This window comes from Pantoea sp. y20 (genome assembly GCF_054903455.1).
Map to the genome: position 1 here is coordinate 1228595 of NZ_CM142816.1, position 16309 is coordinate 1244903.

Genomic DNA, 16309 nt, shown 5'->3' on the forward strand with positions numbered 1-16309 from the left:
GTCATTCACCTTCGTAGCCGGGCGGTGTCGGTGCGGCTTCTGGCAGCACGGTATTGTTGTCGCCTAACATAATGTGGTCGAGAATCTGGCGCATAACGGTGCCGACAGCCGGGCCTGCGCCGCCGTTTTCCAGAATCATGGTGACGGCCACGCGCGGTTTATCGTAAGGCGCATAGGCAGTCATTAATTTATGGTCACGCAGACGTTCGGCAATCTTGTGCGCGTTATAGACTTCATTTTCTTTCAGTCCGTAAACCTGCGCGGTACCGGATTTGGCAGCGATTTTGTAGGGCGCATCGGCAAAGCTCTTGTGCGCGGTACCGTTAGCGCGGTTGGCTACGCCATACATGCCGTCTTTGGCAATTTCCCAGTAACCTGAATGAATATCGCCAATCGGTGCATCCGGAACCTGGCGATAGGGCACCATCACCTGGCCTTCACGCGTGGCGCGCAGTAAGTGCGGCACTTTGATCACACCGTCATTGATCAGGATCATCATCGCTTTGTTCATCTGAATGGGCGTCGCGGTCCAGTAACCCTGGCCGATACCAACCGGAATGGTGTCACCTTGATACCACGGCTTCTTAAAGCGCTTCAGCTTCCATTCGCGCGTGGGCATGTTGCCCGCGCTCTCCTGCGGCAGATCAATGCCGGTGCGATGGCCGTAACCAAACTTGGTCATCCACTCTGACAGGCGATCGATGCCCATATCGTAGGCAACCTGATAGAAGAAGGTATCCGCCGATTCTTCCAGCGATTTAGTGACGTTCAGGCGACCGTGGCCCCATTTTTTCCAGTCACGATAGCGCTTTTCCGAGCCGGGCAGTTGCCACCAGCCGGGATCGAATAGGCTGGTATTGCGGTTGATCACGCCTGCGCTCAGCGCCGACACGGCAACGTAAGGTTTCACCGTTGACGCTGGGGGATAGGAGGCCTGCAGCGCACGGTTATACAGCGGACGATTTTCGTCGCTTAATAGCGCTTTATAATCTTTGCTCGAGATACCGTCGACAAACAGGTTCGGGTCGTAACTGGGGGTAGAAACCAGTGCAAGAATTTCGCCGGTGCGTGGATCGCTCACCACCACTGCCGCGCGGCTGCCGGTCAACAAGGTTTCGATGTACTGCTGCAGTTTGAGGTCAACCGTCAGGTAGATATCGCGTCCGGCCTGCGGAGATTGCTCGTGCAGCTGTCGAATGACGCGGCCACGGTTGTTAACTTCAACCTCTTCATAACCGGTTTTACCGTGCAGCACATCTTCGTAATAATTTTCGATGCCGAGCTTGCCGATATCATGCGTAGCCGCATAGTTCGGCCATTTGCCTTCCTGATCGAGGCGTGTAACGTCGCGATCGTTGATTTTGGAGACGTAGCCCACTACGTGCGTCAGCGTCTGGCCATACGGATAGTAGCGGCGCTGATAGCCTTTTACTTCCACGCCAGGAAAACGGTATTGATTGACGGCGAAACGCGCCACTTGCACTTCGTTTAAACCGATTTTGACCGGAATCGAGGTAAAGCGGCGCGAGCGTTTGCGCTCTTTGTCAAACGCATCGAGATCGTCGTCGGTCAGATCCAGTACCGGACGCAGATCCTGTAAGGTCTGCTTCAGATTGTCGACCTTTTCCGGCATCAGTTCGGCCTGATAAATCGTGCGGTTTACTGCCAGCGGGACGCCGGTGCGATCGAAAATAATGCCGCGGCTCGGTGCCACCGGCACCAGCTTAATGCGGTTTTCATTTGAACGGGTGCTGTAGTCGTCAAAGCGCAGAATTTGCAGGTGGTACATGTTGACCACCAGAATGCTGGAGAGCAGCAGAATGCCAACAAAAGCCACCAATGCTCGGCGGACAAAAAGTTTCTGTTCGGCAGTGTAATCGCGAAAGGCGTTGCTCTGTAATTTCATCCGCTACATTTATTGTCTGGGGTTGTCAGGCGTTTATTCACGATGATAAGGATGATTCGTGGTGATGCTCCACGCACGATACAGGCTTTCCGCTACCAGCACACGCACCAGCGGATGTGGCAACGTGAGCGCTGACAGTGACCAGCTTTGTTCAGCAGCGGCTTTGCACGCGGGCGCCAGTCCTTCCGGACCACCGATTAACAGGCTGACATCGCGGCCATCCAGTTTCCAGCGTTCAAGCTGCTGCGCCAGCTGTGGGGTTTCCCACGGCTGTCCGGGAATATCCAGCGTGACAATACGATTGCCTTTACCCACGGCGGCCAGCATCGCTTCACCTTCTTTTTCCAGAATGCGTTTGATGTCAGCGTTCTTGCCGCGTTTGCCGGCAGTTACTTCGATCAGTTCAAACGGCATATCTTTCGGGAAGCGGCGCAGATACTCCATGAAACCGGTCTGAACCCAGTCGGGCATTTTGGTGCCGACGGCCACAAGCTGCAGTTTCACGTCTTAGCTCCAGAGTTTTTCCAGCTCGTACAGCTGGCGGCTCTCTGCTTCCATCACGTGCACAATCACGTCACCCAGGTCAACGACCACCCAATCGGAGGCGGTTTTACTGTCTACACCCAGCGGCTTAAGGCCCGCAGTGCGCGATTCCTGCACCACATGATCGGCGATAGAAGCGACGTGACGTGTTGAAGTGCCGGTGCAAATGATCATGCAATCGGTGATGCTGGATTTGCCCTGAACATCAATAGCAATGATGTCCTGGCCTTTGAGATCATCAATCTTATCAATAACGAACTCTTGGAGTGCTTTACCTTGCAAAAGGTTCCCCTTAAAAACAGGTGATTACGGACGGGCTAACGATGCGAGAAAGGTAGCCGAAAATGAAGCGGCGCAGTATAGCATGCTGCCTTTAGCTGCGATATAAGCCAACGCTATCGATGTAGCCGATCACTGCATCTGGCAGTAAATCCGCGCAGGAGATGCCTGCATGGCGGCGCTGACGGATTTCGGTGGCGGAAATGTCGAACAGCGGCGTATCCGCCAGCCAGATGTGTCCCGCCGGTGCGTGATGGAGTTGCTGCACCTCATCGGCGAGATGCTCATCAAGCCACTGCTGCATCTCTGGCGTCTCCATCTGCGCGGCGTAACCTGGACGCTTACACACCAGCAAATGGCACAGCGACAATAGATCCTGCCAGCGATGCCATTTGGCTAACGTTAGCAGAGAATCCTGACCAATGATAAACCCGAGGGGCTGTTCTGGGCCGCGTTCCGCACGCAGTGCTTCCAGCGTGGCAACTGTCCAGGACGGCGTTGCACGCGCCAGTTCACGCGTATCGATATCAAACAGCGGGCGATCGGCAATAGCACAGCGCAGCATCTCAACGCGCTGTTGCGCACTGGCTTCCGGCTGCGGGCGATGCGGCGGCACGTTGTTCGGCAGCAGCGTGACCTTTTTTAATCCCACTTGCTGTGCCAGCGCTTCTACCGAGCGCAAATGGCCGTAGTGAATCGGATCGAAGGTGCCGCCAAACAGAGCGTAGAGTTTAGACATCAGTAAAGCTCAATGGGAAATCGCGGTGACACAGCAGCAGCGACAGTGTTTCCAGCTGCGGCCACAGGTTTTGTCCGTAATCCTGCTTCATGCTGAGTTCCAGCTCTGCCAGCAAATGCACCGCGCGCTGTAAACGCTGAGCATCAAGGCGCTGCAAAGCTTCGGTAAACAGCGCGCGACGGTTTTGCCAGATACGTTGCTGATCCATCAGCGTGCGCAGCGCTTGTTTCGCCTGATTCCGCTGCAGGTGCAGCAGCGTGAGTAAATCGCGTTGCAGCGTGCGCAGTAGAATCACCGCTTCGCTGTCCTCTTTCTCCAGCTGATGCAGGATGTGCAGGGCGCGTTTACTTTTCCCTGCCAGCAATGCATCCACCCAATGGAACGGGGTAAAGTGCGCAGCATCGTTGACGGCGGCTTCCACGCGCGGCAGCGTTAATTTGCCATCCGGCCACAGCAGCGATAAGCGTTCCAGCGCCTGCGACAGCGCCAGCAGATTCCCTTCGTAGCAGTAGCAAAGCAGCTGGATCGCCGCATCATCTACGCTGAGTTTCATCGCTTTGGCGCGACTCGCCACCCAGCGCGGCAGCTGTGCCTGTTCAGGCGTCTGGCACGGAACCATTACCGCCTGCGTACTCAGCGCTTTGAACCAGGCGCTGTTCTCCTGCGCTTTGGTCAGTTTCGCCAGGCGCAGCACCAGCAAAATATCGCTGTGCAGCAGCGTGGAGAGTTTCACTAACTGCTCGGCGATAGCGGCATTGGGGCCGTTTTCGGGCAGTTGCAGCGTCAGGGTTTGGCGTTGGGTAAACAGGCTGAGCGATTGACAGCTAACGAAGATCGCATCCCAATCGGTTTGCGCATCAATGGTGACGCTGAAGTGCTCTTCAAATCCCTGTGCGCTAGCGGTAGCACGGATTGCATCCGCGCTTTCCTGAATCAGCAGAGGTTCATTACCGGTGAGAAAATAACAGGCGCGCAGCCCCTCTCGAAGCTGCGCGCTCAGTTGTTCAGGATAAATCCTGATCATTGCAGACTGGTAGCTGACGAAGAGGACACTTCCGGTGAGTTCTGTCCCGGTGCAATCGTCTCAGGCTGCGGCAAAGTATCTTTGTTGCTTTCCTGCGCGGCATGCACGGTCAGCAGTTTACGTACTAACTGCTCGGACGCGCGCTGACGCATCTCCTGCACGATCATATCTTGCTCGGCATCCTTCGCCAGTGCGGCGTTCGGGTTGTCGAAGAAAGAACGATACACGGTGGTGCTGATCGGGTAGATACCTTTACCCGGCAGCAGAACCTGTGCGGTGACCGTCATCACCAGCGAGTATTCCGCGGTGGTACCGCTGATAAACACCGATGCGGTATCACGTCCCTGGCCTTCAGCACCCAGACGCAGCGTTGGGTATTTGGCGCTGGCCGCTTTGCTGTCTTCAATGATGGTGACATTGTTGATGCGCAGCTGCTGGCGCACGGCACGCGCCAGTGGGCCATAGGGATCGCCGCTCTGGACGATAAGGGTTTTCATCTCACTCGGCACCGAGGTGGTGCCGCGGGGGTGGAAACCACAGCCTGCGGTAATCACTACCGCAAGCAGGACAAACAGCCTGATAATCAGTTGTCGCACAGTTCCTCCTGAACTTAACCTACGACCAGGTTAAGCAGTTTGCCAGGGACATAAATCACTTTACGAATGGTGACGCCATCCAGATATTTCGCCACCAAATGCTCCTGCGCAGCACGCGCCTGCACCTGCTCCTGCGTGGCATCCGGCGCAACGGTAATCTTGCCGCGCACTTTGCCATTCACCTGCACCACCACCAGCAGCGAATCTTCCACCATGGCCGCTTCATCGGCTACCGGCCAGCTGGCTTCGTCGATGCTGCCTTCGCCGCCCAGCGCTTGCCACAATACATAGCTGGCGTGCGGAGTGAATGGATAGAGCAGACGCGTCACTGCGACCAGCGCTTCCTGCAGCAGCGCGCGATCTTGCTCGCTCTCCTGCGGGGCACGGATCAGTTTGTTCATCAGCTCCATAATGGCAGCGATGGCGGTGTTGAACGTCTGACGACGACCCACATCATCGGCCACTTTGGCGATGGTTTTGTGCAGATCGCGACGCAACGCTTTCTGGTCGTCATTCAGGTTATTGACGTCCAGCGCCACGGTCGCGCCTTTCGCAATGTGCTCGTAAGCCAGTTTCCATACGCGTTTCAGGAAGCGGTTAGCACCTTCAACGCCCGATTCCTGCCACTCCAGCGTCATCTCTGCTGGCGAAGCAAACATCATGAACAGACGAACGGTATCTGCACCGTAACGCTCAACCATCAGCTGGGGATCGATGCCGTTGTTTTTCGACTTCGACATTTTGCTCATGCCGGCGTAAATCACTTCACGACCTTCGTTGTCGGTGGCTTTGATAATGCGGCCTTTCTCGTCGCGTTCTACGGTCACGTCAACCGGAGAAACCCAGTTACGCTCGCCGTTCACGCCGAGGTAGTAGAACGCATCAGCCAGCACCATGCCCTGACACAGCAGGCGTTTGGCCGGCTCATCAGAGTTCACCAGGCCAGCATCACGCAGCAGCTTGTGATAGAAGCGGAAATACATCAGGTGCATGATGGCGTGTTCGATACCGCCAACATACTGATCGACCGGTAGCCAGTAGTTCGCCGCCGCCGGATCCAGCATGCCTTCATGATAGTTGGCGCAGGTATAACGCGCGTAATACCAGGATGACTCCATAAAGGTGTCAAAGGTGTCGGTTTCACGCAGCGCAGGCTGGCCATTAACGGTGGTTTTGGCCCACTCAGGATCGGCTTTGATTGGGCTGGTGATACCATCCATCACCACGTCTTCTGGCAGGATGACCGGCAACTGATCTTCTGGCGTTGGCATCACGGTGCCATCTTCCAACGTCACCATTGGAATTGGCGCGCCCCAGTAACGTTGACGGGAAACGCCCCAGTCGCGCAGACGGTAATTGACTTTACGCACGCCCACGCCTTTGGCAGCCAGCGCATCGGCGATGGCGTTAAAGCCCGCCTGATGATCCAGACCGTTGTATTCACCCGAGTTGAACAGCGCGCCTTTTTCGGTCATCGCGGCAGCACTCAGGTCCGGTTCAGAACCGTCGAGATTCAGGATCACCGGCTTAATGTTCAGGTTGTACTTGGTAGCGAACTCCCAGTCACGCTGATCGTGGCCTGGAACAGCCATTACCGCGCCGGTGCCGTATTCCATCAGCACGAAGTTAGCGACCCACACCGGAATTTCTTCACCGGTCAGCGGATGGATAGCGAACAGGCCGGTGGCCACGCCTTTCTTCTCCATCGTTGCCATATCGGCTTCGGCGACTTTGGTGGTACGGCATTCGTCGATAAATTCAGCCAGCGCAGGATTAGTGGCAGCTGCTTGCTGCGCCAGTGGGTGACCTGCGGCAACCGCCACATAGGTTGCACCCATAAAGGTGTCTGGACGGGTGGTGTAAACGGTCAGCTTCTCAGCGCTGTTGGCAACGTCAAAGGTGATTTCCACGCCTTCAGAGCGGCCAATCCAGTTGCGCTGCATGGTTTTGACCTGCTCCGGCCAATCTTCCAGCTTATCGAGATCGTTGAGCAGCTCTTCCGCATAGGCGGTGATTTTGACGAACCACTGTGGGATCTCTTTGCGCTCAACTTTGGTATCACAGCGCCAGCAGCAGCCGTCGATAACCTGTTCGTTGGCCAGCACGGTCTGATCGTTAGGGCACCAGTTCACCGCCGAGGTCTTTTTATAGACCATGTCTTTTTCATATAGCTTAGTAAAGAACCACTGTTCCCAGCGATAGTATTCTGGCTGGCAGGTCGCCAGTTCGCGGCTCCAGTCATAGCCAAAACCCAGTAATTTCAGCTGGTTCTTCATGTAAGCGATATTGTCGTACGTCCACGGCGCCGGCGCGGTGTTGTTTTTCACCGCAGCGCCTTCGGCTGGCAGACCAAACGCATCCCAGCCAATTGGCTGCAGAACGTTTTTGCCGAGCATACGCTGGTAACGTGCAATCACATCGCCAATGGTGTAATTACGCACGTGCCCCATGTGCAGGCGGCCAGAAGGATAGGGCAGCATCGAAAGGCAATAATATTTCTCTTTGCCTTCCTGCTCGGTCACTTTAAAGGTTTCGTTTTCGTCCCAGTGTTGTTGGACGCGGGATTCTATCTCTTCCGGGCGGTATTGCTCTTGCATGGCTGCCTGTGGTCCTTTGTGAAAATCGCTAAGCATACTTTTAGATCCACATAGCATACCCATAAGGCTGCGCATCAACAACTTTTCACGCCCTCGCCGGCCGGATTTCTGCCGAATGCGCCGCCGCTTTCACCCTTTTGTGATTTCTTAGGTTGCTGCCGATGCAATTGTGACAAAACCGCTAAACTTAACAGCAGTATCCGCAGCGGAAAGGAGAATAAAATGAATAATGTGGCGCAGGAATACCGTGCAACGATTGAAGCATTATCCCAACGATTGGATCATGGCGAGCGCGATGTTGATGCGCTGGTGGCCGAGGCGCGGCAAAGTTTGCTGGCGAAAAAAACGCTGTCACCCGCCGAGGTCAATGAAGTGATGCGCGCCGTGCGGCGCGATTTACACGAGTTTGCGCTGAGCTATCAGGAGTCTTCTGATGTGGTCGGCGATTCAGTGTTTTTGCGCGTGATTCGTGAAAGCCTGTGGAAAGAGCTGGCGGATATCACCGATAAAAGTCAGCTCGAGTGGCGTGAAGTGTTTCAGGATTTGCGCCATCACGGCGTCTACCAGAGCGGTGAAGTGGTGGGGCTGGGGAATTTAGTCTGTGAGAAGTGCGGCTTCACACGGGCGATTTATACGCCAGAGAGCTTAACGCGCTGCCCGGAGTGCGGGCACGATCAGTTCCAGCGCCAGCCGTTTGAACCCTGATTTTATGAATGAATAACCCCGCGCGATGAATCGCGCCGCTACGGGTACGAGCACTTATCGTAGCGGCGCAATTTATTGCGCTAATCAGTGCAGGATCTTCGCCAGGAAGTCTTTCGCACGATCGGATTGCGGATTGTTAAAGAAGTCATCCTTATTGGTGTCTTCGATAATTTTCCCTTCATCCATAAAGATCACGCGGTTAGCGACTTTGCGCGCAAAGCCCATTTCATGCGTCACCACCATCATGGTCATGCCTTCATTCGCCAGCTCAACCATCACGTCCAACACTTCGTTGATCATTTCAGGATCAAGCGCTGACGTCGGCTCATCAAACAGCATCGCCACCGGATCCATGCACAACGCACGCGCGATTGCCACGCGCTGCTGCTGGCCGCCGGAAAGCTGGCCGGGAAACTTATCCGCGTGCGCAGAGAGCCCAACGCGTTTTAGCAAGCCCTGCGCTTTCTCACGTGAGGCCGCTTTATCACGCTTCAGCACTTTGACCTGCGCCAGCGTCAGGTTCTCGATGATGCTGAGATGAGGGAACAGCTCGAAATGCTGGAACACCATGCCCACTTTGCTACGCAATTGAGCGAGGTTGGTTTTTTTGTTGTTCACTTCGGTGCCGGTCACCTGAATGCTGCCCTTTTGAATCGGCTCCAGGCCGTTCACGGTTTTAATCAGCGTTGATTTACCTGAGCCAGACGGACCGCAGACCACTACCACTTCACCTTTTTTCACTTCGGTGGAGCAGTCGGTCAGCACCTGAAAGTGCCCATACCACTTTGAAACATTTTTCAGGCTAATCATTTAAACCGTCCTCTTTCTTTTCAGATAGGTAACCAACAGCGAAGCGCTCAGGCTGATCACAAAGTAGACCAGACCAGCAAACAAAATCATTTCAACCTGGGTTCCGTCACGCTCACCTATGGTTGAAGCGGTGCGGAAGAAATCGGCCAGGCTCAGTACATACACCAGCGACGTATCCTGGAACAGCACGATGCCCTGCGTCAGCAGCAGCGGCACCATGGCGCGGAACGCCTGCGGCAATACGATCAGTTTCATCGATTGCCAGTGCGTCATGCCGAGCGCCAGCGCGGCATTGGACTGCCCGCGTGAGATGCTCTGAATACCGGCGCGGATGATTTCCGAGTAGTACGCGGCCTCAAAGAGCGCAAATGCCACCATGGCAGAAATCAGGCGGATATCTGATTTAGGCGATAAGCCCAGCACCTGTTGCAGGAAGGCGGGCACCACCAAATAGAACCACAGCAGCACCATCACCAAGGGTACGGAGCGGAACAGGTTGACGTACAGCTTGGCAAACCAGCGTATCGGCGCAATCGGCGACAAGCGCATCACCGCCAAAATCGTGCCCCAGATAATGCCAAACACCACGGCAATCGCGGTGATCTTGAAGGTAATGATCAACCCATTCCACAAGTAAGGCAGGCTGGGAACAATTGAACTCCAGTCAAACTCGTACATTATTTGCCTCCCATATTGCCAGGCAGGCGAATTTTGCGTTCTACCACACTCATAATCAGCATGATGACCAGGTTAATGCCGACGTACGCCAGAGTGATGGCGGTAAAGGATTCATAGGCATGCGCGGAGTAATCCAGCAGCTTGCCGGCCTGCGCCGCCATATCCACCAGTCCGATGGTTGAGGCGATCGCCGAGTTCTTCACCAGATTAAGCATTTCCGACGTCATCGGCGGCACAATCACGCGATAGGCATTCGGCAGCAGCACATAGCGATAGGTTTGCGGCAGCGTCAGGCCCATCGCCAGGCCGGCATTTTTCTGACCGCGTGGCAGCGACTGAATCGCCGCGCGTACCTGTTCACAGACGCGCGCTGCGGTGAACAAACCAAGGCAAATCGTCGAGGAGACGAAGAACTGAATATTGGGATCCAATTCCGACTTAAACCACATGCCCAGCTTTTCGCCCACCAGTTCTGGCGCAACCAGATACCAGAAGAAGAACTGCACAATCAGCGGGATATTACGGAATAGCTCCACGTAGCAGGTGCCAATTGCCGCCAACAGGCGGTTGGGCACGGTACGCAGAATGCCAAATAAGGAACCTACCAGGAAGGCGATAATCCAGGCGCAGCAGGACACCGCAATGGTGACCTGAAAACCGGACCACAGCCAGCCGAGGTAAGTCGTATTGCCGAACGGGGCCTGTTCAAGAAAAATGCCCCAGTTCCAATCGATACCCATAACGAGCTCCGGTAAAAAAAGGGTAGCGAGGCTACCCATAAGATTGTTGAGCGGTGTCTTGCATCCTGCTTCAGGGGAACGGCCTGTTACAGTCTGTCTGTCCGCACCGCATGTTCAGCAATCGAGAGGGCAGCGGGGCTGCCCTTGTTGTCGTTGTTAATTCAGAGTGCTTTGTCGTTCGGTGCTTTGAACAGGGCCTGCATATCGCTTGAGAGTTCGAAGTTTAGGTTCAGATTCTTCGGTGGAATCGGTTTTTTGAACCAGGTTTCAAACCATTTTGAGGCTTCGCCAGAGGTTTGCGCTTTAGCAATGGTTTCATCCATCAGCTGTTTGAACTGTGGATCCTGATTACGCAGCATGCAGCCGTAAGCTTCTTTCGACTGCGGTGTACCCACGATGTCCCAGTTGTCTGGCTTCTTGGCTTTGGCACGTTCACCTGCCAGCAGCGCGTCATCCATCATGAAGGCCACAGCACGACCGGTTTCCAGCGTACGGAAAGAATCGCCATGGTCTTTCGCGCTGATGATGCGCATATCCATTTTTTGCTCGTCGTTCAGTTTGTGCAGCAGAACTTCTGAAGTGGTACCGGAGGTCACGACAACGGTTTTACCCTTCAGATCAGGGAAATCTTTGATGTCGCCGCCTTTTTTCACCAGCAGACGCGTACCGATGATGAACACGGTGTCAGAGAATGCCGCTTGCTTCTGACGCTCCAGGTTGTTGGTGGTAGAACCGCACTCAAAATCGTAAGTTCCGTTCTGCAACAGAGGAATACGGTTCTGCGAAGTAATCGGCAGCATTTTGATCTGCAAATCAGGCTTATTCAGTTTGGCTTTAATAGCCGCGATGATGGCGTTTGAATAATCCTGTGAATAGCCAACCACTTTTTGCTGGTTGTCATAGTAAGAAAAGGGAACTGATGATTCACGATGCCCAACGACGATCACGCCGCTATCATTGATTTTTTTCAGGGTACCGGTGAGATCTTCCGCCTGGGCCGCTCCCGCTGCTGCTCCCAACAGCAAAAGAGATAATGCCACTTTGCGTATCTGCATGTTCCAACTCCTTCGTATGGATGTCGCGCAGAACATAAACTGCGCAGATTGTGATATTGTGTGTATTTCGTGCTGCTTTTTTTGTTATCCCATAGCGCAACCGCACGCAGGATAGTGATTAACATAGCGAATTGTTAACGCAATGAAACAAAAAAGTTTCTTTTTTGCGAGCCGCTCCGCACCAATAAAAGGCAAAAATTCCCCGATGCGCTAATAGAGTGCGCATCATTGCCATAAATTAGCGCGTAAAGGTTGCACTACGCTGACAAAAGCCGATGTTTGCGAAAATCACTGAAATAAATAGCAATGATCGTGCCAGCACGATGAAGAAGTGTAAAAAGCCAGCAGAGAATCGGGGAAAGCACCACGGAAGGAAGAGAAAACAGCGCATAAAAAAGGCGAAGTATTCACTTCGCCTGTTTGCATAGCTGCCTGAACTAATGGCGACGGCGCAGAATGGCCAACACAATGCTAATCAACGTCACTAGCCACACTGGCCAGATGCCCGCTTTCGCATACGGCGTTTCACCCTTGGTTGGCGTGACTTTGGCTTCCAGCACATTGCGTGTGAACTGCGGCAACGCTTTCTCCACCTCACCATTGGCATTCACTACTGCGGTAACACCGTTATTGGTGGAGCGCAGTAACGGACGTCCCAGCTCCAGCGCACGCATGCGCGCCATCTGGAAATGCTGCCACGGTCCGATGGAGTGACCGAACCAGGCATCGTTGGAGACGGTCAGCAGGAAGTTGGTATCGGGACGGAAGTTGGCGCGCACTTGTTCGCCCAGCACGATCTCATAGCAGATAGCGCTGGTCAGGTTATAACCCGACACTTTCAGCTGCGGCTGGACATAGGCGCCACGGCTGAAGGAGGACATCGGCAAATCGAAGAACGGCGCCAGCGGACGCAGCAACGCTTCCAGCGGCACAAACTCACCAAATGGCACCAGATGATTCTTCTGATAGCGGTTCTGGCTTTGATAGCTGTAAGGCTGCTCGCCACCCAGCACAATTACCGAGTTATAGTCGTGATAGCGATTATCGCCTTCCACGCGAGAATCCACGATACCGGTAATCAGTGAGCTGCCGCGCGCGCGCAGGTCAGCATCCAGCGCCCGCAGGAACGGCTGCTGGTTGCTTTCCAGATCGGTAATCGCTGATTCGGGCCAGATAATGATCGGTGCTTTGCCGATAAAAGGCTGGCTATAGGAGGTGTAAACGCGCAGCGTGTTCAGCAGTTGCTGCGGATCCCACTTCATCGACTGCGGAATATTGCCTTGCACCATCGCAACATCAACGCTGCGTTCCGGCAGCGGCTGATACCACTGCATCATGCGCAGCGGCCACGGCAGTAACAGCAGGAGCGCGGCGGCTATCAAGCTTTTCACGGTACGATGATGCAGCGCGTGCACCAGCAAGCCGGCGATCACCATCAACAGGAAGGTAATGGTTTCAACGCCTGCGAGCGGCGCGAGGCCTTTTAGCGGACCGTCAATCTGGCTGTAGCCAAACTGCAGCCACGGAAAGCCGGTGAGCACCCAACCGCGCAGGAATTCGCTAATCTGCCACAGCGCGGGTGCCGCTAAAGCCAAACGCCACAGCGTGGCGCGCGGCCAGAAACGGTTGAGCAGGATGGCAAACAGCATCGGATAGAGCGACAGATAAGCCGCCAGCAGAATCACCAGCAAGATGTTTACCGGGCCGGGCATGCCGCCAAAGGTGGCGATGCTGACGTAAACCCAATTGATGCCGCTGCCAAACAGTCCAAAGCCCCAAACGAAGCCGATTGCCGCAGCCTGCGCAGTGCGACGTTCCAGCAGCAACAGTTGCAGACCAAACAGCGAAATTATCGCCGCAGGCCAGAAATCGTAGGGGGAAAAGGAAAGGGTGCCAATGGCACCCGTAACTAACGCCAGCAGCAGGCGAACCCGCTGCTGCGAGTAAAGAGAGGCTAAAGCCATAACGTTATTCGTCTTCCAGTTGCGGTTGTGGTGAGTCTTCCGGAATTTTTACATGCACCTGGATGATACGGCGGCTGTCAGCCATGGCGACTTTGAACTGATAGCCATCAATGACAATACTTTCGCCGCGAGCGGGAAGGTGGCCGAATCCCTGCATGACCAATCCGCCAATGGTATCGACTTCGTCATCGCTGAAATCGGTGCCAAAGACCTCATTAAAATCTTCAATTGGCGTTAAGGCGCGCATGGTGTAGGTGTAACGATTGAGCTGGCGGATATCACGATCTTCTTCATCGTCATACTCATCTTCAATTTCGCCAACAATCAGCTCAAGAATATCTTCAATGGTCACCAGACCAGAGACGCCACCAAATTCATCAATGACAATCGCCATGTGATAACGCTGCGAGCGGAACTCCTTCAGCATGCGATCGACGCGCTTGCTTTCAGGAACCACCACGGCGGTGCGCAGCACTTTTTCCATACTGAACGGCTCAGACGCGCTGGCCATAAACGGCAGCAGGTCTTTGGCCATCAAAATGCCTTCGACGTGGTCTTTGTCTTCGCTGATCACCGGGAAGCGTGAGTGGGCGGATTCAATAATCACCGCAAGGCACTCTTCCAGCGTTTGGTTGCGTTTCAGGGTGATCATTTGCGAGCGAGGGATCATGATGTCGCGCACGCGCTGTTCGGCAATGTCCAGCACCCCTTCGAGCATGTCGCGGGTGTCCTGATCAATCAGCTCTTTTTGCTCAGAATCGCGGATTAACCCCAGCAGTTCATCACGGTTTTTGGGTTCACCGTGAAACAGTTGGTTGATTAACAGGGAGAAAAATCCCTTTTTACTACTGGGTGCGTCGCTGTTTTGAGAATGGTCGTCGCTCATGGCGTTTTTATTTCGTTCTCTCTAATGAGGGATTGGGGCTGCTGGCATCCGCGCCAGCAGCGCAATAACCTGAACCAGCGGCTCAGGCGTCTTCTTTCTCCGAAATGTACGGATCAGGATAACCAAGAGCAAGCATTATCTCGGTCTCCAGCGCCTCCATCTCTTCGGCTTCTTCATCTTCGATATGGTCGTAACCCAGCAGATGCAGCGTACCGTGCACCACCATATGCGCCCAGTGGGCTTCGACGGTTTTGCCTTGTTCAGCAGCCTCTTGCTCGACAACCTGACGGCAAATAATCAGATCGCCGAGCAGTGGCAGTTCAATTCCCGGCGGTGCTTCAAACGGGAATGACAGCACGTTGGTCGGCTTATCTTTTCCGCGATAAGTCAGATTAAGCTCATTACTCTCGGCTTCATCCACCAGACGAATCGTGACTTCGCTTTCCGGTTGAAACGGCGTTACCGCCGCTTCCAGCCAGCGTTGAAAATCACTCTCCGCTGGCAGATGGTTTTCATCGGCGCAGGCCAGTTGTAAATCAAGAATCACCGCGCTCATGAACGCTCCTGCGGGCTTGTTTGGCTGGCAAGCTGAGCCGCGATAGCTTCGCGTTTGCGCTCTTCTGCCTGTTGATCACGGCGTTTCTGGTCGGCGGTTTCCCAGGCTTCATAAGCATTCACGATGCGCGCGACAACCGGATGACGCACCACGTCTTCGCTGTGGAAAAAGTTAAAGCTAATCTCATCGACTTCTGCCAGCACTTCAATGGCGTGGCGCAGGCCGGATTTGGTGCTGCGCGGCAAGTCAATCTGCGTGATATCGCCGGTAATGACCGCTTTGGAATTAAAGCCGATACGCGTCAGGAACATCTTCATCTGTTCGATAGTGGTGTTCTGGCTCTCATCGAGAATCACAAAGGCGTCGTTCAGCGTGCGTCCGCGCATGTAGGCCAGCGGAGCCACTTCAATCACGTTGCGCTCAATCAGTTTCTCTACGCGCTCAAAGCCGAGCATTTCGAACAGCGCGTCGTACAGCGGGCGCAGGTAGGGATCGACCTTCTGGCTGAGATCGCCGGGCAGGAAGCCGAGTTTCTCACCCGCTTCAACCGCCGGACGCGTCAGCAGAATACGGCGAATCTCCTGACGCTCCAGCGCATCCACTGCGGCAGCGACCGCCAGATAGGTTTTACCGGTACCGGCCGGGCCGATACCAAAGGTAATGTCGTGCGAGAAGATATTGGCGATGTATTGCGCCTGGTTAGGCGTACGCGGTTTGATTACGCCACGCTTGGTTTTGATGTTCACCGCTTTGCCGAATTCCGGCACGCTCTCAGCGCTCTGTTCCAGAACGCCGCTCTCTTTGATTGCCAGGTGAATCTGGTCCGGTTCGATATCTTTGATCTGACCGCGCATTGGGGCGGTATCAACATACAGCGTGCGCAGGATATTGACGGCAGCGTCCACACAGAGCGAGCGGCCGGTAAGCGTGAATTGGTTGTCACGGCGTTTGATTTCAAGGCCCAAACGGCGCTCCAGCTGTTTCACATTGTCATCCATCGGACCGCACAAGCTCATCAGTCGTTGGTTATCTGCCGGTTCAAGGGCGATTTCACGCGTTTCGATATTCAAATGAATCCTTAAGGTCACTCAGGGCCAGTTGAAAAGGTGTGCCGGATGTCGAAGAGCAATCTCTCCACATCTTTATGAAATTATTTATGGCGCTGCGCACTGGCGCAAGCTTCAGAGTCGATATTTGGGCAGCACTTGTGGAAAGCAAGGGCCTGGGGATG

16 protein-coding genes are annotated in these 16309 nt (G+C 54.5%); 1 reads left to right on the plus strand and 15 read right to left on the minus strand.

The features are described from left to right. Nucleotide 1: 1 nt before the first annotated feature. The 7 genes from mrdA to leuS all read right to left on the minus strand — a co-directional run bounded on the left by mrdA (nucleotide 2) and on the right by leuS (nucleotide 7684). Nucleotides 2-1906, minus strand: coding sequence for a peptidoglycan DD-transpeptidase MrdA (gene mrdA, locus ACYAC5_RS05640; protein WP_101763251.1), 1905 nt, complete (start codon nucleotides 1904-1906; stop codon nucleotides 2-4). 33 nt (nucleotides 1907-1939) lie between these two features. Further along, the gene (gene rlmH / locus ACYAC5_RS05645) at nucleotides 1940-2410 is read right to left on the minus strand and encodes a 23S rRNA (pseudouridine(1915)-N(3))-methyltransferase RlmH (RefSeq protein ID WP_008103678.1); all 471 of its coding nucleotides are present in this window, start codon (nucleotides 2408-2410) and stop codon (nucleotides 1940-1942) included. A 3-nt stretch (nucleotides 2411-2413) separates the two neighbouring features. Then, entirely contained in the window at nucleotides 2414-2731 is a 318-nt protein-coding gene (rsfS, locus tag ACYAC5_RS05650) for a ribosome silencing factor (RefSeq protein ID WP_008103673.1), read from the minus strand. A 91-nt stretch (nucleotides 2732-2822) separates the two neighbouring features. After that, nucleotides 2823-3467, minus strand: coding sequence for a nicotinate-nucleotide adenylyltransferase (gene nadD / locus ACYAC5_RS05655; protein ID WP_277974643.1), 645 nt, complete (start codon nucleotides 3465-3467; stop codon nucleotides 2823-2825). Beyond that, nucleotides 3460-4491: a DNA polymerase III subunit delta gene (gene holA, locus ACYAC5_RS05660; RefSeq protein WP_110865717.1), complete on the minus strand. Its 1032-nt coding sequence runs from the start codon at nucleotides 4489-4491 to the stop codon at nucleotides 3460-3462. Before holA ends, nadD begins: the two co-directional genes overlap by 8 nt. Continuing rightward, nucleotides 4488-5087, minus strand: coding sequence for an LPS assembly lipoprotein LptE (gene lptE / locus ACYAC5_RS05665; RefSeq protein WP_110865718.1), 600 nt, complete (start codon nucleotides 5085-5087; stop codon nucleotides 4488-4490). Before lptE ends, holA begins: the two co-directional genes overlap by 4 nt. Nucleotides 5088-5101: 14 nt before the next feature. Beyond that, nucleotides 5102-7684 carry a leucine--tRNA ligase gene (gene leuS / locus ACYAC5_RS05670; protein ID WP_137385363.1) on the minus strand — a complete coding sequence of 861 codons (2583 nt, stop codon included), beginning with the start codon at nucleotides 7682-7684 and terminating at the stop codon, nucleotides 5102-5104. Between the two features lie 222 nt (nucleotides 7685-7906). Between leuS and ACYAC5_RS05675 the strand changes: the two genes are divergently transcribed. Continuing rightward, complete coding sequence (locus ACYAC5_RS05675; RefSeq protein ID WP_007890691.1) at nucleotides 7907-8389, plus strand: zinc ribbon-containing protein; 483 nt, start codon at nucleotides 7907-7909, stop codon at nucleotides 8387-8389. Between the two features lie 84 nt (nucleotides 8390-8473). Here ACYAC5_RS05675 and ACYAC5_RS05680 read toward each other — a convergent pair whose 3' ends face one another. The 8 genes from ACYAC5_RS05680 to ACYAC5_RS05715 form a co-directional block, all read right to left on the minus strand. Continuing rightward, complete coding sequence (locus ACYAC5_RS05680; RefSeq protein WP_008103661.1) at nucleotides 8474-9199, minus strand: amino acid ABC transporter ATP-binding protein; 726 nt, start codon at nucleotides 9197-9199, stop codon at nucleotides 8474-8476. Next, a complete protein-coding gene (gene gltK / locus ACYAC5_RS05685; RefSeq protein WP_101763247.1) occupies nucleotides 9200-9877 on the minus strand; it encodes a glutamate/aspartate ABC transporter permease GltK in 678 nt (225 codons plus the stop codon). Then, complete coding sequence (locus tag ACYAC5_RS05690) at nucleotides 9877-10617, minus strand: amino acid ABC transporter permease (protein ID WP_061717388.1); 741 nt, start codon at nucleotides 10615-10617, stop codon at nucleotides 9877-9879. Before ACYAC5_RS05690 ends, gltK begins: the two co-directional genes overlap by 1 nt. Before the next feature lie 161 nt (nucleotides 10618-10778). Further along, nucleotides 10779-11672 (minus strand): glutamate/aspartate ABC transporter substrate-binding protein, encoded by an 894-nt coding sequence (locus ACYAC5_RS05695; protein ID WP_101763246.1) that lies wholly within the window; start codon nucleotides 11670-11672, stop codon nucleotides 10779-10781. 437 nt (nucleotides 11673-12109) lie between these two features. After that, a complete protein-coding gene (gene lnt / locus ACYAC5_RS05700; RefSeq protein WP_309835518.1) occupies nucleotides 12110-13636 on the minus strand; it encodes an apolipoprotein N-acyltransferase in 1527 nt (508 codons plus the stop codon). 4 nt (nucleotides 13637-13640) lie between these two features. Continuing rightward, on the minus strand, nucleotides 13641-14522 hold the full coding sequence (gene corC / locus ACYAC5_RS05705) for a CNNM family magnesium/cobalt transport protein CorC (protein WP_101763244.1): 882 nt from the start codon (nucleotides 14520-14522) through the stop codon (nucleotides 13641-13643). An 82-nt stretch (nucleotides 14523-14604) separates the two neighbouring features. Beyond that, the gene (gene ybeY, locus ACYAC5_RS05710; protein ID WP_008103651.1) at nucleotides 14605-15078 is read right to left on the minus strand and encodes an rRNA maturation RNase YbeY; all 474 of its coding nucleotides are present in this window, start codon (nucleotides 15076-15078) and stop codon (nucleotides 14605-14607) included. Continuing rightward, the gene (locus ACYAC5_RS05715) at nucleotides 15075-16148 is read right to left on the minus strand and encodes a PhoH family protein (RefSeq protein ID WP_101763243.1); all 1074 of its coding nucleotides are present in this window, start codon (nucleotides 16146-16148) and stop codon (nucleotides 15075-15077) included. The genes ybeY and ACYAC5_RS05715 overlap by 4 nt, the downstream gene beginning before the upstream one ends. Between the last annotated feature and the right edge of the window lie 161 nt (nucleotides 16149-16309).

What these genes read in the sequence shown, in the direction of transcription:
- mrdA (WP_101763251.1), bottom strand. Translation starts at nt 1,906, where the DNA reads ATGAAATTACAGAGCAACGCCTTTCGCGATTACACTGCCGAACAGAAA.
- nadD (WP_277974643.1), bottom strand. Translation starts at nt 3,467, where the DNA reads ATGTCTAAACTCTACGCTCTGTTTGGCGGCACCTTCGATCCGATTCAC.
- holA (WP_110865717.1), bottom strand. Translation starts at nt 4,491, where the DNA reads ATGATCAGGATTTATCCTGAACAACTGAGCGCGCAGCTTCGAGAGGGG.
- leuS (WP_137385363.1), bottom strand. Translation starts at nt 7,684, where the DNA reads ATGCAAGAGCAATACCGCCCGGAAGAGATAGAATCCCGCGTCCAACAA.
- ACYAC5_RS05675 (WP_007890691.1), top strand. Translation starts at nt 7,907, where the DNA reads ATGAATAATGTGGCGCAGGAATACCGTGCAACGATTGAAGCATTATCC.
- ACYAC5_RS05680 (WP_008103661.1), bottom strand. Translation starts at nt 9,199, where the DNA reads ATGATTAGCCTGAAAAATGTTTCAAAGTGGTATGGGCACTTTCAGGTG.
- gltK (WP_101763247.1), bottom strand. Translation starts at nt 9,877, where the DNA reads ATGTACGAGTTTGACTGGAGTTCAATTGTTCCCAGCCTGCCTTACTTG.
- ACYAC5_RS05690 (WP_061717388.1), bottom strand. Translation starts at nt 10,617, where the DNA reads ATGGGTATCGATTGGAACTGGGGCATTTTTCTTGAACAGGCCCCGTTC.
- ACYAC5_RS05695 (WP_101763246.1), bottom strand. Translation starts at nt 11,672, where the DNA reads ATGCAGATACGCAAAGTGGCATTATCTCTTTTGCTGTTGGGAGCAGCA.
- lnt (WP_309835518.1), bottom strand. Translation starts at nt 13,636, where the DNA reads ATGGCTTTAGCCTCTCTTTACTCGCAGCAGCGGGTTCGCCTGCTGCTG.
- corC (WP_101763244.1), bottom strand. Translation starts at nt 14,522, where the DNA reads ATGAGCGACGACCATTCTCAAAACAGCGACGCACCCAGTAGTAAAAAG.
- ybeY (WP_008103651.1), bottom strand. Translation starts at nt 15,078, where the DNA reads ATGAGCGCGGTGATTCTTGATTTACAACTGGCCTGCGCCGATGAAAAC.